This is a genomic window from Luteococcus sp. H101, assembly GCF_038433155.1.
Lineage (GTDB): Bacteria > Actinomycetota > Actinomycetes > Propionibacteriales > Propionibacteriaceae > Luteococcus.
Genome location: NZ_JBCDMW010000014.1, coordinates 62,881 through 80,865, shown reverse-complemented (window position 1 = coordinate 80,865; position 17,985 = coordinate 62,881). Strand labels below are relative to the sequence as shown.

The following is a 17,985-nucleotide window of genomic DNA, read 5'->3' as shown; positions in this document are numbered from 1 at the left end:
CCGCATCCGACGTGGATGCGGGCCCGGGGGCAGGTCAGCGGGTGGCCGGGATCAGTGGCCCAACTCGCCGGCGAAGTCGCCCTCCTCCAGACGCGCCTTCACGGCGGCCAGGAAGAGCGCGGCCTTGGCCCCGTCGATCAGACGGTGGTCATAGGTCAGCGAGAGGTACATCATGTCCCGCACCGCAATCACGTCCGCGCCATTGACGTCCATCACCATCGGGCGCTTGACCAGCGCGCCGGTGCCGAGGATCGCCACCTGGGGCAGGTTGATGATCGGGGTGTCGAACAGGGTGCCGGCCGAGCCGTAGTTGGTGATGGTGAAGGTGCCACCGCCCAGCTCGTCGGGGGTGACCTTGTTCTCCCGGGTGCGGGCGGCCAGGTCGGCGATCTTCTTGGCCAACCCGGCAATGTTCAGGTCGCCGGCATCCTTGATCACCGGGACCAACAGGCCCTTCTCGGTGTCCACCGCGATGCCGATGTGCTCGGCGTCGTGGTAGGTGACCTCGTTCTCCTCGATCGTCGCGTTGACGAAGGGGAACTGCTTGAGCGCCTCGATGGCGGCCTTGGTGATGAAGGGCAGGTAGCTCAGCGAGGCGCCCTCGCGCTTCTTGAAGTCCTCCTTGTGCGCCGCGCGCAGCTGGGAGATCTTGGTCAGGTCCACCTCGACCGTCGCGGTCAGCTGGGCCGAGTTCTGCAGGGACTCGGTCATCCGCTTGGCGATGGTCTGGCGCAGCCGGCTCATCTTCTCCGTGGTGCCACGCTTGCTGGAGTCCGCGCCCTTGGGGGCGGACTTCGGGGCCGACGGGGCGGCGGCGGGAGCCGCTGCCGGGGCCTCGGGAGCGGCCGGGGTCGACTTGGCCTCGGCGGCGGCCAGCACGTCCTGCTTGCGGATCCGGCCACCCACGCCGGTGCCGGTGATCTCGTTCAGGTCCAGCCCGTTGTCGGCGGCCAGCTTGCGCACCAGCGGCGTGACATAGGGGCCGGCCTCGCCGGAGGGCTCGGGCGTGGTGCCCGGAGCGGCCGGGGCAGCCGGGGCGGCGGGAGCCGGGGGAGCGGCGGGCGCCTCGGCCTTGGGCTCCGGCTTCGGGGCCGGCTCCGGCTCGGGAGCCGCCTCGGGCTCGGGCTCGGGTGCGGCCTCGGGGGCGGGTGCCGCCTCGGGGGCCGGGGCAGCGGGAGCAGCGGAGGCGTCGCCGACGATGGCCAGCACGGCGCCAACCTCGGCCACCTCGTCCTCCTTGACCCGGATCTCCAGCACGGTGCCGGCCACGGGGGAGGGGATCTCGGTGTCCACCTTGTCGGTGGAGACCTCCACCAGGGCCTCGTCGGCCTCGACGGTCTCACCCACCTGCTTCAGCCAGCGGCTGATGGTGCCCTCGGTGACGGACTCGCCCAGCGCGGGCAGGGTGACCTCGGTGCCCTCGGCGCCGCCCGCTGGCAGCTCCGCGGCCGACGGGTCGGCCGGGGCGGCCTCGGTCTGGTTGGCCTCGGCCTGGGCCTCGACGGTGTCGTCGGCCGGCTGCTCGTTCTCGACGGGCTTCTCGGTGGACGGGGCGGCGGGGGCGGGCGCGGCGGCAGCGCCGGCCTCCGACTCCTCACCGATCACGGCCAGGACGGCGCCCACCTCGGCGACGTCGTCCTCGGCCACGCGGATCTCCAGCACGACGCCGGCTGCGGGGGACGGGATCTCGGTGTCGACCTTGTCGGTCGAGACCTCGACGAGGGCCTCGTCGACCTCAACACGGTCTCCGACCGCCTTCAGCCAACGGGAGACGGTGCCTTCGGTGACGCTTTCACCAAGGGCGGGAAGAGTGACTTCGGTCGCCATGAGGATGGGGCTCCTTTGCAAGTCCATGGATTGTCCTCGCCAGCCTAGCCCTCAACCGCCCCGCAGCACAGCCGGTTCGCTCTCAGCTCTGCAAGCTGCGGGCCAGTTCCACCAGGGTGCGCACCGCATGGCCGGTGCCACCCTTCGGGACGTAGTCATAGGGGGACTCGTCGTTGAAGGCGGGCCCGGCGATGTCCAGGTGGGCCCAGGCCACGTCCTCGGCGACGAAGCGCTGCAGGAAGGCGGCCGCGGCCAGGGCTCCCCCCAGCCGCTTGCCGCTGGACTTCACGTCCGCCACGTCGGACTCCAGGCCCTTGCGAATGTGCTCCGGGATCGGCAGCTGCCAGAACTCCTCCCCGGCGGTCTCCGCCGCGTCCAGCACCAGGTCCGCGGTGGCGTCGTCGGAGGTCATCAGGCCCGCGATCCGGTTGCCCAGCGCCACCATGCAGGCGCCGGTCAGGGTGGCCACGTCCACCACCAGGTCCGGCTGGTCCGCCTGGGAGCGGGCCAGGGCGTCGGCCATCACCAGCCGCCCCTCCGCGTCGGAATTGGCATTCTCCACCGTGGTGCCGCCGTACATGGTGATCACGTCGCTGGGGCGGTAGGCCGCGCCCGAGGGCATGTTCTCCGCCAGGGAGGCGTAGCAGGTCACCCGCACGCCCAGCCCCAGCTCGGCGATCGCCTGGGTGGCGGCCAGCACCGCCGCCGCACCGGACATGTCGCACTTCATGGTGTACATCCCCTCGGCGGTCTTCAGGTTCAGGCCGCCGGAGTCGAAGGTGACGCCCTTGCCCACCAGCACCAGGTGGTTCTTGGCGCCGCGCGGCTTGTGCTCCACCCGCACCAGCCGGGGCTTGCGCTCGGAACCGCCGCCGACGGCCAGGATGCCGCCGTAGCCCTCCTTGGCCAGCTGCTTCTCGTCCAGCACCTCAACCTCCAGCTTGGTGCCCTTGGCCAGCTCCCGCACGTCGGCGGCGAAGCTCTCCGGGTAGAGCACATTGGCCGGGGTGTTGATCCAGTCCCGGGCCACCAGCACCGCCTGGGCCACCGCCTGGGCCTCGGCCAGCGCCTGCTTGGCGGCCGTGCCGGACAGGGAGGTGACCACCGTCAACCGGCCCAGCCGCGGCGTGGTCTCGGCGCCCACCTTGCCGAACTGGTAGGCGCCCAGCAGGGCACCCTCGACGGCGGCCCGCACCAGCTCGGCCTCGGCGGTCTCCAGGCTCAGCGCCACGTGCAGCGCACGCTCGCCCGCCCGGGAGACGGCCTGGCGCAGCGCCGCGCCGACGCTGCGACGCAGTTGCTCCGGCTCCAGCGGGTCGCTGCCCAGCCCGACGGCCAGCACCTGTGCCCCGTAGCGGGGCAGGATCGCCACGGCCCCGGCCTCGGGCTTCGCGCCCAGGTCACGGGCCAGCTCCAGCAGGGAACCCGTCACCTGCTGGTCCACGGCCGCCCGCACGCCCACCAGCTGGGGTGCGTCCTCCGTGCCGCCGACACCCACCACCAGAAAGTCGGCCTCGGTGGGCGCGGTGGCGGCTGCCTCGACGGTGGGCAGGGCGGCGCCCCGGGTGAGGGGGCTGGGCACGCGGGTAACAGACACTGGCGTGGACCTTTCTGACGACGTCGACAACTACTGGTTCAGGCTAGCCCAGTGACAGTTCCCGGTCCGGCGGTCCGGTAGCTTGGGCGAAGCAGTGCCGCTGTCCACGAGGAACAGGAGATTCCATGCCCGAGATGTTGCATTCGCCCCTGCACGAACGACACGTCGAGGCGGGGGCCAAGTTCGGCGAGTTCGGCGGCTGGGAGATGCCGCTGGAATATGCCGGTGGAGGTGTGCTGGCCGAGCACCACGCCGTGCGCGACGGGGTCGGGATCTTCGACGTGTCCCACCTGGGCAAGGCCGTGGTCCGCGGCCACGGTGCCGTCGACTTCCTGAACCTGTGCCTGGCCAATGACCTGCACAAGATCGGCCCCGGGCAGGCGCAGTACACCATGCTGTGCAATGAGCAGGGTGGCGTCACCGATGACCTGATCGCCTACGTCAAGAGCGAGGACGAGGTCTTCCTGATCCCCAATGCCGCCAACACCACCCAGGTGGTGCAGATCCTGAGCGAGATGGCCGAGGCCGACCGCACCGCCAACCCGCTGGAACCCCTGGAGGTGGTCAACCAGCACACCGATCACGCGGTGCTGGCCATCCAGGGCCCGTTCTCGGAGCAGGTGCTGACCACCCTGGGCCTGCCCACCACCATGGACTACATGGCCTTCGAGGTGGTCCGGCGCGACGGGTGGAGCATGACCGTGTGTCGCACCGGGTACACCGGGGAGAAGGGCTATGAGCTGGTGGTGCCCACCGATCACGCCCTCGAGATCTGGGACGAGGTGATGGCCGCCGGCCAGCCCCACCAGATCCGGCCCTGTGGCCTGGGCGCGCGGGACACGCTGCGCACGGAGATGGGCTATTCCCTGCACGGCAACGACATCACGCCCGAGATCAATCCCGTCGAGGCCGGTCTGTCCTGGGCCGTCGGCTGGAAGAAGACCGAACCCTTCCTGGGCTCGGAGGTGCTGCGCGAGCTCAAGGCCGCCGGGCCGGCCCGGCGGATGCGCGGCTTGGAGGCGGTGGGGCGGGGGATCCCGCGGCACGGCATGGAGGTCGTCGACGCCGAGGGCCAGGCCGTCGGCGTGGTCACCAGCGGCACCTTCTCGCCCACCCTGAAGCAGGGGATCGGGCTGGCGCTGGTGGATGTCCGGTTCCAGCTGGGCGACGAGGTGGGCGTGCAGATCCGCAACCGGACCGAGAAGTTCCGGCTGGTCAAGCCGCCCTTCGTGACTCCCGAGGTGCGCGAGGGCTGAGCCTCAGGCCGCGGGCTGGCTTCGCCGCCGGTCCGCGGCCAGCAGGGCCGTCCCGAAGGCGGCCACCCCGGCGCCCAGCACGATCACCACGGGCTGGGACAGCCGGGCGGCATGTCGGCGCTCTTCATAGCTCTGCACCTGCTCGCTGCCCAGCTTGCTGAAGTCGTTCTTGTGGCAGACGTCGCCGGGACCCATCGGCACGCCCCGGCAGGTCACGTCCGGGCTGGCGACCCGCCAGATCCCGAAGGCCATCAGTCCCAGCCCGGCCAGGATCAGCAGGGCATGGGCCAGTTGGCGTCGGCTCACTGCTCGTCCAGGGACATCGGGCCGTAGACCAGGCGGTCCTCCTCGAACAGGCTGACGCTGGTCACGCCCAGGTCGGCCAGGTCCTCGTAGTACTCGCCCAGCCAGGCCTCGGCCGTCGCCTGGTCCTCGAAGCGCTTGCCGACGCCGGCTCCGGCCAGGTCATCCTCGCTGGCCTCGGCGCCGGGGGCCAGCTCTGCGGTCCACAGGTAGCTCATCGCCTTCTCCTCAGGATTGTGCGGTCTCAGTAGCTCTCGCCGCGGCCGATTCGAGGCTGGGGGCGCCGCAGGCTGCGGATGGTCATCATCCGGTTGATCAGGTACATCATCAGGCCACGCTGCTTGGGGCGCAGCCCGCGTTCCAGGGCGATCCGCTTGAAGGAACGCCAGCGCAGCGTGATGTTCACGATCCACAGCACGAAGATGGTCATCATCGCCAGGCTGGTGGCCTGCTGCACCTGGTAGTTGCGGCCGAAGGCCAGGCTGACGGCCATGATCACCAGCATCAGCGGGATGGTGAACTCGGTGATGGTCAGCTGGGAGTCGACGTGGTCCCGGGCCAGCTTGCGCTCGGGGATGTTCTCCGCCGCATCCAGGCTGCGCAGCCGCTGCTCCCGGTCCGCCTTCCGCTGGGCCTTCTTGGCCTCCTTGGGCGTCAGCGTCGGGTGCAGCCGGGCCATCCGGGCGGCCTCGGCCTCGGCCCGGGTGGGGGTGCGGGTGCCCTTCTTCTGCGGCTGGCGCGGGTCGACGGTCGGCTCCGGCGTCTGGACAGCCTTGTCCGGGGTCGAATGGCGGTTGTCGCCCTGTTCGTAGCGTCGGAGCAGTCCCACGTCTCGTCCTCGTCGTCTCGGGTGGCCCGGTCTCGGGTTGCGTTCGCCCAATCCTACGGCCCCGCCGCATGTGGGATAAATCACCACCGTGGACAAGTCTTTCCCGCTGGGAGCGGCTCGGTTCATCTGCTGTTCATCTTGCGGCTTGTGTTGGGTGGTATAGGCGGGAAAGATGGCGGGAGTGACCGTAGAACTCCTGCTGCTCGGCCTGGTCGTCGTCACGGCCATTGCCTTCGACTTCACCAATGGATTCCATGACACCGGCAATGCGATGGCCACCTCCATCGCCACCGGCGCCCTCAAGCCCAAGACCGCCGTCACCCTCTCCGCGGTACTCAACCTGATTGGTGCCTTCCTCTCGGTGGAGGTGGCCCTGACGGTCACCAATGCCGTGATCAAGATCCAGGACAAGACCGGAGCCCCCAAGACCGAATACCTGGCAGACAACGGTCACCTGCTGCTGATGATCGTCTTCTGTGGACTCGTCGGCGGCATCACCTGGAACCTGCTGACCTGGCTGCTGGGCCTGCCCTCCAGCTCCTCGCATGCGCTGTTCGGCGGCCTGGTCGGCTCGACGCTGGTGGCGCTGGGCCTCAAGGGTGTCAACTGGGCGGGCGACGGCAGCAAGCTCGACGGCGTGCTGGGCAAGGTGGTGATGCCCGCCCTGGCCTCGCCCGTGATCGCGGCACTGGTGGCCACCTGCGGCACCTGGCTGGTCTACCGGATCACCGAGGGCGTCGCAGAGCGCTACAAGGAGCGCGGTTTCCGCTGGGGCCAGATCGGCACCGCCTCGCTGGTCAGCCTGGCGCACGGCACCAATGACGCGCAGAAGACCATGGGTGTGATCACCCTGGCCCTGATCGCGTCGGGCCACTGGACCAGCACCAGCTCCATCCCGGCCTGGGTCAAGGTGGCCTGCGCCTTCGCGATCGCCCTGGGCACCTACCTGGGCGGCTGGCGGATCATCCGCACCCTGGGCAAGGGCCTGGTGGAGATCAGCTCCCCGCAGGGGATGGCCGCCGAGGCCTCGTCGGCCGCGGTGATCCTCACCTCCAGCCACCTGGGCTTCGCGCTGTCCACCACCCACGTCGCCACCGGCTCCATCCTGGGCACCGGGATCGGCCGCAAGGGCGCCGAGGTGCGCTGGGGCGTGGCCCTGCGGATGGTCAGCGCCTGGCTGATCACCCTGCCCGCGGCCGGGCTCGTGGGCGCCGCCTGCTACTTCATCGGGGACCTGCTGCCCGGCTACCTCGGTGTGCTGGCGGTCTTCGCCATCCTGGTCGGCCTGTCCGGCTACTTCTTCCTGCACTCGCGCCGCAAGCCGGTCAGTGCGCACAATGTCAACGATGACTGGGAGGATGGGGCCGAGGCAAGCCCCGCTCCCGGTGTCACTCCCGTCGCCCACTGAGAGGCAGCGCACATGTTCCAGATCTTCGTCTCCGCCATCCTCCAGGTGCTGCTGATCGGCCTGCTGGTCGGTGCCGGGCTGCCCGCCCTGTTCTCCGTCGGGATCCGCGCGATGGCCTATGGGGTCGGTGGTGATGCCGAGACCAGCCATGCGGCCGGGCATCCGGTCGGCAAGCTGGTCGGCTACCTGTGCTTCGCCCTGGTGCTGCTCAGCATCGCCATGGGCATCTCGATCGTCGTCTCCTCCGGACTGGGCTACAAGGTCTCCTTCGCCCACGTCATCCCCACGTTCATCAAGAAGTAGGGCCGTACATGCCGAAGAACCCGCTGGACAAGATCCTGGGCTGGCTGCGCGCCGGTTATCCGCAGGGGATCGACCAGTCCAACTACATCGCCCTGTTCGGGGTGCTGCACCGCAACCTCACCGAGGAAGAGGTGGAATACCTGGTGCTGGAACTGCACCGGGGCGAGGGTGGGATCAGCAGCGCCATCCCGGAGGAGCGGGTGCGGGAGGCCATCCGGGAGACGGTGCATGAGGAACCCTCCCGGGAGGACGTGCTCCGGGTGCTGGAACGGCTGGAGGCGGCTGGCTGGCCGCACACCTCCATGCCGGAGCCGACGGAGGAGTGATGTTCGGCTACCTGGACCGGGTTCTCGGCTGGCTCAAGGCGGGCTACCCGCAGGGTATCCCCGACGGTGACTACATCCCCTTGGTTGCGGTGCTCAAGCGGCGGCTGACCCCCGAGGAGATCAGCGCGTTGGGTCAGGAGCTCACCGCCGAGGGCCTGGTTCCGGCCGACCACATCGACGTCGGCACCGGCTACCTGAAGCTGACCGACGAACTGCCCAGCGTCGAGGAGCTGGACCGGGTCTCCCGGCGGCTGCACGAGGCCGGCTGGTGGGTGGAGAACCCCAACTGGCGCGACGAAGCCTGACCCCTGCGCCAGCGAATGACCCTGAAAGGTCCCGGGTGTGCGGCTGAAGACCAGCCCCTGCGCCCGGGATCTGCTTGTGCATGCCCCTAAGCTGGTGCCCGACGCTGTGCCGAGGAGTCGGCGCACTCCGAGCGGAAGGACCGAACAGCACATGGCTGGCATTTTCCAGAGGATCTCCACCATCTTCCGGGCCAAGGCGGACAAGGCCCTTGACCGCGCGGAGGATCCGCGCGAGACCCTCGACTACTCCTACCAGCGTCAGCTGGACCTGCTGCAGAAAGTGCGCCGCGGCGTCGCCGACGTCGCCACCAGCCGCAAGCGGGTGGAACTGCAGGCCAGCCAGCTCAATGGCGAGGTGGACAAGCTCACCCTGCAGGCCCAGAAGGCGTTGGAGCAGGGCCGTGAGGACCTGGCCCGCGAGGCGCTGACCCGCAAGTCCGGGCTGCAGCAGCAGCTGGGTGACCTGCAGGCCCAGCACGCCCAGCTGCAGGCCGAGGAGGAGAAGCTGGTGCGCGCCTCCACCCGGCTGCAGGCCAAGGTGGATGCCTTCCGCACCCGCAAGGAGACCATCAAGGCCACTTACTCCGCCGCCGAGGCGCAGACCCGGATCAATGAGGCCTTCAGCGGCATCTCCGAGGAGATGGGTGACGTCGGCCTGGCCGTCCAGCGGGCCGAGGACAAGACCCAGCAGATGCAGGCCCGCGCCGGCGCCATCGACGAGCTGCTGGCCTCCGGCGCCCTGGAGGATCCGGTGGGCGGTTACAAGGATGACATCACCCGGGAGCTGGACCAGCTGGCCTCCACCAGCCAGGTCGAGGACGAGCTGGCGGCCCTCAAGGCCAAGGTGAGCGGGGAGATCGCGCCCGCGAACAAGCCGGCCCCGGCCATCGAGGGTGGCCAGGCGGCCCAGGCCCCGCAGGCCGCGCCGCAGCAGCCGGCCCAGCAGCCCCAGCCGCAGGAGGGGGAGCAGGCATGATCATCCGGATCCTGGGCGAGGGCCAGTGGCGGTTGGACGAGCAGCAGCTGGCCAACCTCAATGACGTCGACGACCATGTGCAGGCGGCCCTGGAGGCCGACGACCAGACCGGCCTGCAGGCCGCGCTGGGTCTGCTGCTGGACCAGATCCGCTCCGGCGAGCACCTCGGCGACGAGGAGCTGGTGGAGTCCGACCTGATCGTGCCCGACGCCTCCGCCACCCTGGACGAGGTGCGGGCCTTCCTGGACGAGAACGGCAGCACCGAGGGGCTCATCCCCGGCTGATGCGCGTCCTGTGTTGCACCGGCGCCTTCGCCAACCTCACCTCCGCCCAGACCGGGGCCGCCATGGCCCGGGCCTGGGCGGAGCTGGGTGCGCAGTGTGCCGTCGTGCCGATTGGCGAAACCGGCAAGGGTTTTGCCCAGGCCTGGACGGACCTGACCGAGGGCCGCGACGCGGGCCTGGCCCTGCTGGTCACGGCCGGGGAGGGTGACCCGGCCGGGTCGCAGGCCGTTGGCGTCCAGCTGGCCGCCGCGGTTGCGCACGCGGCGGCCCGGGCCCAGCCGGTGCCCGAGATCTGGTTGGAGGTGCCGGACTTCGACTGGGCGGATGGGGGAGCGGGCTTCTGGCGCGCCATCGAGGCGGTTCGGGCTGAGCTGTCCGGCGTCCCGATCCACCTGGTCACCACCGCGGCCCAGGCCGGGCTGCACCTGACGGGCCTGCGGGGGATCACCGCCGCCGGCATGCATGCCAGCGGGGCCCATCCCGGCGAGCTGCTGGCCGCGGACCAGGAACTGGTGGACTGGTGTGCCGAGCTGGGGGATCCCTCGCTGGGCACGGCGCCGGGTGCCGGCGCCGTGGGCGGTCTGGGGGCCGCGGTCCTGGCTCTGGGTGGTGATGTGGTGACCGGCCCCGCCGAGTGTGCCCGGCTGGCCGGCCTGGCCCACACCGCGCGACGGTGTGACCTGGTGGTCACCGGTTATGACGAACTGGAATTCGGCACCAAGGGCGGGGACCTGCTGCCGCTGGTCACGGACCTGGCCGAGCAGGCGAGCCGCCCGGTGGTTGCCCTGGCCCGCCGCAACTGGATCTCCGCGCGGGAGCTGCGCACCATGGGGATCGAGGAGGGCTATTCCCTGGCCCGCGACGGCGGTGGGCTCGACCAGCAGGGGATCACCGCGGCCGCCCGCCCGGTGGCACGCACCTGGTCCTGGTGAGCCATGGTCCTGACGAGTGCGCCGGCCGACGGGAATTGTCCCGGAGACCTCCTCGGGTATCGTGGGGGCATCCCGTCGGGAATAAGGGCCACGCCCACCGGCGTTGAACAGCTGAACTTTCCCTTCCAGGAGGACCTGATGACCGATATCTCCATCCAGCCCACCACCGACGGCATTGTGCTCACCGACGTCGCCGCCGGCAAGGTCAAGTCCCTGCTGGAGGCCGAAGGCCGCGATGACCTGGCCCTGCGGGTGGCCGTGCAGCCGGGCGGCTGCTCGGGCCTGCGCTACCAGCTCTTCTTCGACGAGCGCCAGCTGGACGGTGACGTGGTCAAGACCTATGACGGCGTGAATGTGGTGACCGACAAGATGAGCGCCCCCTACCTGTCCGGCGCCACCATCGACTTCGTCGACACCATCGAGAAGCAGGGCTTCACCATCGACAACCCCAATGCCCAGGGCTCCTGCGCTTGTGGAGACTCCTTCCACTGAGTCCAACCCACCAACCAAACCAGCCGTCCCGTCGCATAGAACAGATGCGACGGGACGGCTGGTTTTGGGTTAGTCTTTGGGCGAACCGGCCATGGGCCGTCGTCTGTGCATTTCTCGACGTCGACCCGGTGCTGGCCGATTCATCAGTCGGGGCTTCGCGCCCCACTCCCCGTGTGGGGAGCCGGACACGGTTGGAAGGGCATTGACGTGGGTCATGAACTCAACGGGTGGCGCCGCAGGTCAACGAAGGCTGCGACCCTCGCTCTGGGAAGCGCAGTGCTCCTGGGCTTGGCCGGTTGCAGCACGGAACCCGGCCGCGGCCAGTGGGCCCGGGTCGGCATGGTCGAGCCCGCCTCCGACCGCGCTCCGTACATGGGTGACCTGTGGATCGGTGCCTGGATCGCCTGCGCCGTGATCGGTGTGCTGGTCTGGGGCCTGATCTTCTACTCGATGGTGAAGTTCCGTCGCAGCGAGAAGAACATGGTGCCCCACCAGACTCGCTACCACGTGCCGCTCGAGGTTCTCTACACCATCGTCCCCTTCCTGATCATCATCGTGCTCTTCTTCTACACGGTGAAGGCCGAGAACCGGGTGCTGGCCAAGACCGAGCCGGCCCACACCATCAACGTGGTGGGCCAGAAGTGGTCCTGGACCTTCAACTACATGGAGAAGGACAACCAGCAGATCGGCGCCATCGCCCATGAGAGCGGCACCATCGAGAAGATCCCGGACGTCTACGTGCCGGTGAACAAGCCGATCCGCTTCAACCTGACCTCCGCCGACGTGATCCATTCCTTCTGGGTTCCGGCCTGGTACTTCAAGCTGGACGCGATCCCCGGCCACCCCAACTCCTTCGACATCACGCCCACCAAGCTCGGTAAGTTCGACGGCAAGTGCGCGGAGCTGTGCGGTACCTACCACGCCGCGATGCTGTTCACCGTGCACGTGGTGACCGAGGAGGAGTACAACGCATACGTCAAGGGTCTGGTCGACAAGGGCCAGACGGGTGAGCTGACGGGTCCGTCGGCCGCCTCCGCCCTCCCGTCCGCTCCCGCCAAGGAGGAAGAGAAGTGACCACCCTTCAGCGCACCACGGGCGCGCCTGCAGTGCAGGTGCGGCGCCGTGAGCACTCCATGGGCAAGCTGTTCATGGACTACTTCACCACCACCGACCACAAGAAGATCGGCCGTCTGTACTTCATCACCAGCTTCATCTTCTTCGGCATCGGCGGCCTGATGGCCCTGGCCATCCGGGCCGAGCTGGCCAGCCCGGGCATGCAGTACATGACCCACGAGACCTTCAACCAGATGTTCACGATGCACGGCACCATCATGCTGCTGATGTTCGCGACGCCCCTGTTTGCCGGTTTCGCCAACTACCTGGTGCCGCTGCAGATCGGTGCCCCCGACGTCGCCTTCCCGCGGCTGAACATGTTTGCCTACTGGATCTACCTGTTCGGCTCGCTGATGGCCTGCTCGGGCTTCCTCACCCCGGACGGCGCCGCCTCCTTCGGCTGGTTCGCCTACGCGCCGCTGTCCAATGCGCTGAACTCTCCCGGCGTCGGCGGTGACCTGTGGATCATGGGTCTGTACCTGCTGGGCCTGAGCTCCATCCTCGGCTCGGTGAACTTCATCACCACCATCATCAGCATGCGCGTCCCCGGCATGACCATGTTCCGGATGCCGATCTTCACCTGGAACATCCTGGTCACCTCCATCATGGTGATCGTGGTCTTCCCGGTGCTGGCCGCCGGCCTGCTGGTGCTGGCCAGTGACCGAATCCTCGGCTCGCACATCCTGGACGCCGCCTCCGGTGGCCCCATCCTGTGGCAGCACCTGTTCTGGTTCTTCGGCCACCCCGAGGTCTACGTCATCGCGCTGCCCTTCTTCGGCATCATCACCGAGGTGCTGCCGGTCTTCAGCCGCAAGCCCGTCTTCGGTTACGTCGGCCTGGTCTTCGCCACCATCTCCATCGGCGCCCTGTCGGTGTCGGTGTGGGCCCACCACATGTTCGTGACCGGCGCGGTCTCGCTGCCCTTCTTCAGCTTCATGACCTTCACCATCGCCGTCCCGACAGGTGTGAAGTTCTTCAACTGGATCGGCACCATGTGGGGCGGCTCGCTCAGCTTCGAGATGCCGATGACCTGGGCGATCGGCTTCCTGACCACCTTCCTGTTCGGCGGCCTGACCGGCATCATCCTGGCCAGCCCGCCGATGGACTTCAACGTCTCCGACACCTACTTCGTGGTGGCGCACTTCCACTACGTGCTCTTCGGCACCGTGGTCTTCGCGATGTTCGCCGGCTACTACTTCTGGTGGCCCAAGATCACCGGCCACATGCTGGGCGAGGGCCTGGGCAAGGCGCACTTCTGGCTGCTGTTCATCGGCTTCCACACCACCTTCCTGGTGCAGCACTGGCTGGGTGTCGAGGGCATGCAGCGACGGATCGCCGACTACCTGCCGGGCACCGGGTTCACCTTCCTGAACCAGATCTCCACCTTCGGCTCCTTCCTGCTGGGCGTCTCCTTCATCCCCTTCCTGATCAACGTCTACCAGTCCTTCAAGACCCCCAAGGTCGAGGTCGACGATCCCTGGGGCTGGAGCCGCTCGATGGAGTGGGCCACCAGCTGCCCGCCGCCGCGGCACAACTTCAGCACGCTGCCGCGTGTCCGCTCCCCGTACCCGGCCTTCGACGCTAACCACCCCGAATTGGCCGACCACGCCGACACCGGCCTGCAGGCCAAGATGGTGCAGGCCGAGTCCGCCGAGGCCAAGCAGAATGCAGGTGAACTCCGATGAAGGTTGAACGCAATATCTTCGGCTTCCTGGGCGTCTTCTACCTGACCTGCGCCCTGGTCTACTTCTTCGTCTTCGCGAAGATGGAGTGGGTGGGCTTCTTCGTGCTGGCCCTCTCGGCCGCCATGTCCCTGATGATCTCCGGCTACCTGGCCGTGGTCGGGGCGAAGAACGACACTCCGCTGTCCGACATTGCCGATGCCACCATCGCCGACGGTGCCGGTGCGCTGGGCTTCTTCCCGCCGCACAGCATCTGGCCCTTCTGGGTTGCCCTGGTGGCCTCTCTGATGCTGCTGGGCCCGATCTTCGGCTGGTGGCTCTCCATCATGGCCTTCGGCATGGGCATCTGGGCCGTCTCGGGCTGGGTCTTCGAGTTCTACCGCGGCGACTACGCCCACTGAGGCTCGACGCAAGCACCCGGCAAAGGCCCCCAGGATCTTCCTGGGGGCCTTTGGCATGCGTCGGGCGCCGAGAGGCAGGACTCCTTGGCCCTACTGCCAGCTCTGGGCGAGCGGGCGGCCCTCGTCGTAGCCCGATGGGCTCTGCACCCCCACCACGGCCTTCTCCGCAAACTCCCGCAGGGTGCGGGCCCCGGCATAGGTGCAGGCGGAGCGCACGCCGGAGGTGATCCAGTCCACCAGGTCCTCGACGCCGGGCCGGGCCGGGTCCAGATACATCTTGGAGCTGGAGATGCCCTCCTCGAAGAGCGCTGCCCGGGCCCGGTCGAAGGCCGACTGCTGACGGGTGCGGGACTTCACCGCGCGGGCGCTGGCCATCCCGAAGGACTCCTTGTACTGCCGCCCGGTGGCGTCGGTCAGCAGGTCGCCGGTGGACTCATGGGTGCCCGCGAACCAGGAGCCGATCATCACGCTGCCGGCACCGGCCGCCAGGGCCAGGGCGACGTCGCGGGGGTGGCGCACCCCGCCGTCGGCCCAGACCGAACGACCCACCGAGCGGGCGGCCTCCGCGCAGTCCAGCACCGCGGAGAACTGAGGACGCCCGACGCCGGTCTGCATCCGGGTGGTGCACATGGCGCCCGGCCCCACCCCGACCTTCAACACGTCGGCCCCGGCCTCGGCCAGGTCCAGCACGGCCGCGGGGGTGACCACATTGCCGGCCACCATCGGGATCCGGCGGCCGGTGGCCGCGGCATGGGCGTCGCGGACCCGGGCCACCACGCCCAGCGCCTCCAGCATCTTCTCCTGATGACCGTGGGCGGTGTCCAGCACCAGCACGTCGGCCCGGGCCTCCAGCAGGCGCTGCGCCCGCCCTGCCACGTCCCCGTTGATCCCGACCGCCGCGCCCACCATCAGCTGGCCGTCGGGGTCCAGAGCCGGTCGGTAGAGGGCCGCTCGCAGGGCGCCCCGGCTGGTGATCAGCCCCAGCAGCTGCCCGTCCTGGGTGGCCAGCGCGACCTTCTGGTGATGGGCGGACAGGGTGTCGAAGATCTCCTCGGGGCTGTCCTCGGGGTCCACCAGGGTCAGGTCCGTGGTCATCACCTCGTGCACCTGGGCGAAGCGGTCCACGCCGGCCGCCTCGGTGGGGGAGACGATGCCCACCGGCGCCCCGTCGTCCACGACGATCACCACCCCGTGGGCGCGCTTGCCCACCAGGGCCATCGCCTCGCCGACGGTGGTGGTGGGAGCCACCCGGACCGGGCTGTCGAAGACGGTGTGCGCGCCCTTGACCCGGTCGATCGCCTTGCGGACGAAGTCGGTCGGGATGTCCTGCGGCAGGATCGCGATGCCGCCCCGCCGGGCGATGGTCTCGGCCATCCGACGGCCGCTGATCGCGGTCATGTTGGCCACCACCAGGGGCAGGGGAGTGCCGACCCCGTCGGTGGAGGTCAGGTCGACGTCTCGTCGGCTGGTCACCGCGGAGCGGTTGGGCGCCATGAAGACGTCGTTGTAGGTCAGGTCATAGCTGGGCTTGTCCGTCAGGAATCTCACGGCACCATCTTGCCAACAGGGGGAACCTCAGGCGTTGGTGGCCGCCACGAAGTCGGCCAGCAGCGCGGTGGCGGAGCCGTCGTCGAGGACGCGCGCGGCGTCCGCCAGGCAGTCCAGCATCTGGCCAGCCAGCGGCTGGTCCAGCTCCACTCCCCGATAGGCCAGCAGTGCCGCCGCCGCATTGGCCAGCACGATGTCACGCACCGGGCCGGTCTGGCCGGCAAAGACGTCCCGCGCCACCTGGGCATTGTGCTCGGGGGGGCCGCCCACCAGGTCCTGGGGCTGGGCCGGGGCCAGGCCGAGTTCGGCCGGGTCCAGCACCGTGCGCTCCACCCGCCCGTCGCGGATCAGCCAGACATCGCTGGTGGTGGTCGTGGTGAGTTCGTCCAGGCCGTCGCCGCCGTGGAAGACCAGTCCGCGGGAACCCCGGGCGGCCAGCACACCGGCCATCAGTTCGGCGGCCCGCGGATCGGCCACGCCGATCGCCTGGGCGCTGGGCCGGGCCGGGTTGGTGAGCGGGCCGAGCAGGTTGAACGGGGTGCGGATCCCCAATTCCTTGCGCGGACCGGCCGCATAGCGCAGCGACGGGTGGTAGAGCGGCGCGAACAGGAAGACGATCCCGGCCCGCTCCAGCACCTCGGCCTGGCGGTTGGGCTTGACCTCCAACTTCACCCCGAGCGCCTCCAGGCAGTCGGCGGTGCCGCACATGGACGAGGCCGCGCGGTTGCCGTGCTTGACCACCCGCGCGCCGGCGGCGGCCGCGGTGACCGCCGCCATGGTGGAGACATTGACGGTGTTGGCCCGGTCTCCGCCGGACCCGACGATGTCCACCGCCTCGGTCTGCAGGTCGATGGGCGTGGCGTGGGCGGTCATCGCGTCGGCCAGACCCCGCAATTCCTCCACCGTCTCGCCCTTGGCGCGCAATGCGACGGCGAAGCCGGCGATGTGCACCGGGGCGGCATTGCCGGTGAGGATCTCGTCCATCGCCCAGGCGGTCTGCTGGGCGGTCAGGTCCCGTCCCTCGACGAGGCCGGTGAGCAGGTCCGGCCAGGTGGGCGAGGCCATCAGACGGTGGTCGCCAACCGCTTGCGCGCCACCTCGGCGACGGTGCGGGGCAGTCGGATCGGGTCCACCGGCAGCGGCTCGATGGCGTCGGCATTGGACCAGGTGGCCAGCCACGCGTCGGCCACCCGGGCCACCAGCAGAACGATCGGCGGGCAGTCGGTCAGCTCGTCCTTGAACTGGCGGCTGAGCCCCATTCCGCCCAACGGAACAGCCTCGGCATCCAGAATCAGCAAGTCGAAACCGCCGCCGGCAACGGCCTTCTGGGCGGCAGGCGCGGTCGCGGTGTCGAAGATCTCGATCTCCGGCAGGTCACTGGCCAGCCGTCGCCCCAGAGCCAGCCGGACATTGTCCCGCGTGCTGCGGTCGTCGGAGTACAGCAGTACCTTCAGCGTGCGCGCGCCGCGGTTCTCGTCGCTCATCGGTGATCCTTGTTCCCTCGTCGAGCCGGTCTGGGCTGCCCATGGCAGCGGGTCTTTGGCTGCATGCTACCGCGCCCCATCAGTGGAGGCGGCACCCCCTTGTGGGCGGCGCTTTGGGATGAATCCGTCCACGGCTGGCATTCGACGTGCCAAAAGATGTTTTTGCGGCAATAATGCTCCCGTGGCTACTTCACCGCATGCGACCAGCGCCGTTTCCGCCAAGCCCGTGGGGGCAGTGCACCCCATTGCCCCCTCGCGCCTGCACGCGCCCAAGGGACGTCCCGACATGGTTCCGCTCGGAACCTGGGTGTGGCTGGCCTCCGAGCTCATGTTCTTCGCGGCCCTGTTCGCCGCCTACTTCATGATCCGGGAGTTCACCACCGGCAACACGCCGGCTGGTCAGGAGAACCTGTTCGCGGCCAACTCGCACCACCTGGGCACCACCTTCGCGGCCGTCAACACGTCCATCCTGGTGCTGTCCTCGGTGGCCTGCCAGCTGGGGGTGATGGCGGCCGAACACGGCAAGGTGAAGCGCTCCGGCGGCCCGCTGAGCATCTTCAAGTGGGGCATGCGCGAGTGGTACATCCTGACCTTCATCATGGGCGCCGTGTTCGTCGCCGGCCAGATCTGGGAGTACTTCACGCTGTTCGGTGAGGGCTTCAACATCGGCACCAATGTCTACTGGTCCGCCTTCTTCCTGGCGACGGGCTTCCACGGCCTGCACGTCTTCGGTGGCCTGATGGCCTTCCTGTTCGTCCTGGGCCGCACCTACATGGCGCGCACCTTCACCCACGAGCAGGCCGTCAGTGCGATGGTGATCAGCTACTACTGGCACTTCGTTGACGTGATCTGGATCATCCTGTTCGCGGTCATCTACCTGCTTCCCAACTAACCCACCCGTACACAGAGAGGCGATCGA

21 protein-coding genes are annotated in these 17,985 nt (G+C 69.0%); 13 read left to right on the top strand and 8 right to left on the bottom strand.

Features of this window, described 5'->3' with window-relative positions; all coding sequences use genetic code 11:
- Positions 1-51 precede the first annotated feature (51 nt).
- Entirely contained in the window at positions 52-1,827 is a 1,776-nt protein-coding gene (sucB, locus tag AAEX60_RS05575; RefSeq protein ID WP_342101765.1) for a 2-oxoglutarate dehydrogenase, E2 component, dihydrolipoamide succinyltransferase, read from the bottom strand.
- An 82-nt stretch (positions 1,828-1,909) separates the two neighbouring features.
- Positions 1,910-3,424, bottom strand: coding sequence for a leucyl aminopeptidase (locus AAEX60_RS05570; protein WP_342101763.1), 1,515 nt, complete (start codon positions 3,422-3,424; stop codon positions 1,910-1,912).
- A 125-nt stretch (positions 3,425-3,549) separates the two neighbouring features.
- Between AAEX60_RS05570 and gcvT the strand changes: the two genes are divergently transcribed.
- The gene (gene gcvT / locus AAEX60_RS05565) at positions 3,550-4,680 is read left to right on the top strand and encodes a glycine cleavage system aminomethyltransferase GcvT (RefSeq protein WP_342101760.1); all 1,131 of its coding nucleotides are present in this window, start codon (positions 3,550-3,552) and stop codon (positions 4,678-4,680) included.
- 3 nt (positions 4,681-4,683) lie between these two features.
- Here gcvT and AAEX60_RS05560 read toward each other — a convergent pair whose 3' ends face one another.
- Genes AAEX60_RS05560 through AAEX60_RS05550 form a run of 3 tightly spaced genes read right to left on the bottom strand, consistent with a single transcriptional unit; the run spans position 4,684 to position 5,812 of the window.
- A complete protein-coding gene (locus AAEX60_RS05560; RefSeq protein WP_342101759.1) occupies positions 4,684-4,986 on the bottom strand; it encodes a hypothetical protein in 303 nt (100 codons plus the stop codon).
- Complete coding sequence (locus tag AAEX60_RS05555) at positions 4,983-5,201, bottom strand: hypothetical protein (protein WP_342101758.1); 219 nt, start codon at positions 5,199-5,201, stop codon at positions 4,983-4,985. Before AAEX60_RS05555 ends, AAEX60_RS05560 begins: the two co-directional genes overlap by 4 nt.
- A gap of 26 nt (positions 5,202-5,227) precedes the next feature.
- Positions 5,228-5,812: a DUF3043 domain-containing protein gene (locus AAEX60_RS05550; RefSeq protein WP_342101757.1), complete on the bottom strand. Its 585-nt coding sequence runs from the start codon at positions 5,810-5,812 to the stop codon at positions 5,228-5,230.
- A gap of 181 nt (positions 5,813-5,993) precedes the next feature.
- Between AAEX60_RS05550 and AAEX60_RS05545 the strand changes: the two genes are divergently transcribed.
- The 11 genes from AAEX60_RS05545 (at position 5,994) to AAEX60_RS05495 (ending at position 14,034) form a co-directional block, all read left to right on the top strand.
- On the top strand, positions 5,994-7,220 hold the full coding sequence (locus tag AAEX60_RS05545) for an inorganic phosphate transporter (protein ID WP_342101756.1): 1,227 nt from the start codon (positions 5,994-5,996) through the stop codon (positions 7,218-7,220).
- A 12-nt stretch (positions 7,221-7,232) separates the two neighbouring features.
- Positions 7,233-7,523 (top strand): hypothetical protein, encoded by a 291-nt coding sequence (locus AAEX60_RS05540; RefSeq protein ID WP_342101755.1) that lies wholly within the window; start codon positions 7,233-7,235, stop codon positions 7,521-7,523.
- Between the two features lie 8 nt (positions 7,524-7,531).
- Positions 7,532-7,849: a DUF3349 domain-containing protein gene (locus AAEX60_RS05535; RefSeq protein ID WP_342101754.1), complete on the top strand. Its 318-nt coding sequence runs from the start codon at positions 7,532-7,534 to the stop codon at positions 7,847-7,849.
- Positions 7,849-8,154 carry a DUF3349 domain-containing protein gene (locus AAEX60_RS05530; RefSeq protein WP_342101753.1) on the top strand — a complete coding sequence of 102 codons (306 nt, stop codon included), beginning with the start codon at positions 7,849-7,851 and terminating at the stop codon, positions 8,152-8,154. The genes AAEX60_RS05535 and AAEX60_RS05530 overlap by 1 nt, the downstream gene beginning before the upstream one ends.
- A gap of 151 nt (positions 8,155-8,305) precedes the next feature.
- On the top strand, positions 8,306-9,130 hold the full coding sequence (locus AAEX60_RS05525) for a PspA/IM30 family protein (RefSeq protein WP_342101751.1): 825 nt from the start codon (positions 8,306-8,308) through the stop codon (positions 9,128-9,130).
- Entirely contained in the window at positions 9,127-9,414 is a 288-nt protein-coding gene (pspAA, locus tag AAEX60_RS05520) for a PspA-associated protein PspAA (RefSeq protein ID WP_342101750.1), read from the top strand. Before AAEX60_RS05525 ends, pspAA begins: the two co-directional genes overlap by 4 nt.
- Positions 9,414-10,346, top strand: coding sequence for a glycerate kinase (locus AAEX60_RS05515; protein WP_342101749.1), 933 nt, complete (start codon positions 9,414-9,416; stop codon positions 10,344-10,346). The genes pspAA and AAEX60_RS05515 overlap by 1 nt, the downstream gene beginning before the upstream one ends.
- A gap of 138 nt (positions 10,347-10,484) precedes the next feature.
- The gene (locus AAEX60_RS05510) at positions 10,485-10,838 is read left to right on the top strand and encodes a HesB/IscA family protein (RefSeq protein ID WP_342101748.1); all 354 of its coding nucleotides are present in this window, start codon (positions 10,485-10,487) and stop codon (positions 10,836-10,838) included.
- Positions 10,839-11,114: 276 nt separating this feature from the next.
- On the top strand, positions 11,115-11,912 hold the full coding sequence (gene ctaC, locus AAEX60_RS05505) for an aa3-type cytochrome oxidase subunit II (protein ID WP_446721270.1): 798 nt from the start codon (positions 11,115-11,117) through the stop codon (positions 11,910-11,912).
- Positions 11,913-11,971: 59 nt separating this feature from the next.
- Positions 11,972-13,636, top strand: a complete 1,665-nt coding sequence (ctaD, locus tag AAEX60_RS05500) for an aa3-type cytochrome oxidase subunit I (RefSeq protein ID WP_342101773.1) — start codon at positions 11,972-11,974, stop codon at positions 13,634-13,636.
- Positions 13,633-14,034, top strand: a complete 402-nt coding sequence (locus AAEX60_RS05495) for a cytochrome c oxidase subunit 4 (protein WP_342101747.1) — start codon at positions 13,633-13,635, stop codon at positions 14,032-14,034. Before ctaD ends, AAEX60_RS05495 begins: the two co-directional genes overlap by 4 nt.
- A gap of 90 nt (positions 14,035-14,124) precedes the next feature.
- Here AAEX60_RS05495 and AAEX60_RS05490 read toward each other — a convergent pair whose 3' ends face one another.
- Genes AAEX60_RS05490 through AAEX60_RS05480 form a run of 3 tightly spaced genes read right to left on the bottom strand, consistent with a single transcriptional unit; the run spans position 14,125 to position 17,066 of the window.
- Positions 14,125-15,582 carry a GuaB1 family IMP dehydrogenase-related protein gene (locus AAEX60_RS05490; RefSeq protein ID WP_342101745.1) on the bottom strand — a complete coding sequence of 486 codons (1,458 nt, stop codon included), beginning with the start codon at positions 15,580-15,582 and terminating at the stop codon, positions 14,125-14,127.
- Between the two features lie 27 nt (positions 15,583-15,609).
- Positions 15,610-16,647, bottom strand: a complete 1,038-nt coding sequence (gene trpD / locus AAEX60_RS05485) for an anthranilate phosphoribosyltransferase (protein ID WP_342101744.1) — start codon at positions 16,645-16,647, stop codon at positions 15,610-15,612.
- Positions 16,647-17,066: a response regulator gene (locus tag AAEX60_RS05480; protein ID WP_342101743.1), complete on the bottom strand. Its 420-nt coding sequence runs from the start codon at positions 17,064-17,066 to the stop codon at positions 16,647-16,649. Before AAEX60_RS05480 ends, trpD begins: the two co-directional genes overlap by 1 nt.
- 181 nt (positions 17,067-17,247) lie before the next feature.
- Here AAEX60_RS05480 and ctaE point away from each other — a divergent pair, with 181 nt between their 5' ends.
- Positions 17,248-17,958 carry an aa3-type cytochrome oxidase subunit III gene (gene ctaE, locus AAEX60_RS05475; protein WP_446721269.1) on the top strand — a complete coding sequence of 237 codons (711 nt, stop codon included), beginning with the start codon at positions 17,248-17,250 and terminating at the stop codon, positions 17,956-17,958.
- The last annotated feature ends 27 nt before the right edge of the window (positions 17,959-17,985 follow it).

Bases quoted from the DNA above. Each gene is read 5' to 3' on its own strand.
- sucB (WP_342101765.1), bottom strand. From the start codon at position 1,827: ATGGCGACCGAAGTCACTCTTCCCGCCCTTGGTGAAAGCGTCACCGAA.
- gcvT (WP_342101760.1), top strand. From the start codon at position 3,550: ATGCCCGAGATGTTGCATTCGCCCCTGCACGAACGACACGTCGAGGCG.
- AAEX60_RS05555 (WP_342101758.1), bottom strand. From the start codon at position 5,201: ATGAGCTACCTGTGGACCGCAGAGCTGGCCCCCGGCGCCGAGGCCAGC.
- AAEX60_RS05540 (WP_342101755.1), top strand. From the start codon at position 7,233: ATGTTCCAGATCTTCGTCTCCGCCATCCTCCAGGTGCTGCTGATCGGC.
- AAEX60_RS05535 (WP_342101754.1), top strand. From the start codon at position 7,532: ATGCCGAAGAACCCGCTGGACAAGATCCTGGGCTGGCTGCGCGCCGGT.
- AAEX60_RS05530 (WP_342101753.1), top strand. From the start codon at position 7,849: ATGTTCGGCTACCTGGACCGGGTTCTCGGCTGGCTCAAGGCGGGCTAC.
- AAEX60_RS05525 (WP_342101751.1), top strand. From the start codon at position 8,306: ATGGCTGGCATTTTCCAGAGGATCTCCACCATCTTCCGGGCCAAGGCG.
- pspAA (WP_342101750.1), top strand. From the start codon at position 9,127: ATGATCATCCGGATCCTGGGCGAGGGCCAGTGGCGGTTGGACGAGCAG.
- AAEX60_RS05515 (WP_342101749.1), top strand. From the start codon at position 9,414: ATGCGCGTCCTGTGTTGCACCGGCGCCTTCGCCAACCTCACCTCCGCC.
- AAEX60_RS05510 (WP_342101748.1), top strand. From the start codon at position 10,485: ATGACCGATATCTCCATCCAGCCCACCACCGACGGCATTGTGCTCACC.
- ctaD (WP_342101773.1), top strand. From the start codon at position 11,972: ATGGGCAAGCTGTTCATGGACTACTTCACCACCACCGACCACAAGAAG.
- AAEX60_RS05495 (WP_342101747.1), top strand. From the start codon at position 13,633: ATGAAGGTTGAACGCAATATCTTCGGCTTCCTGGGCGTCTTCTACCTG.
- trpD (WP_342101744.1), bottom strand. From the start codon at position 16,647: ATGGCCTCGCCCACCTGGCCGGACCTGCTCACCGGCCTCGTCGAGGGA.
- AAEX60_RS05480 (WP_342101743.1), bottom strand. From the start codon at position 17,066: ATGAGCGACGAGAACCGCGGCGCGCGCACGCTGAAGGTACTGCTGTAC.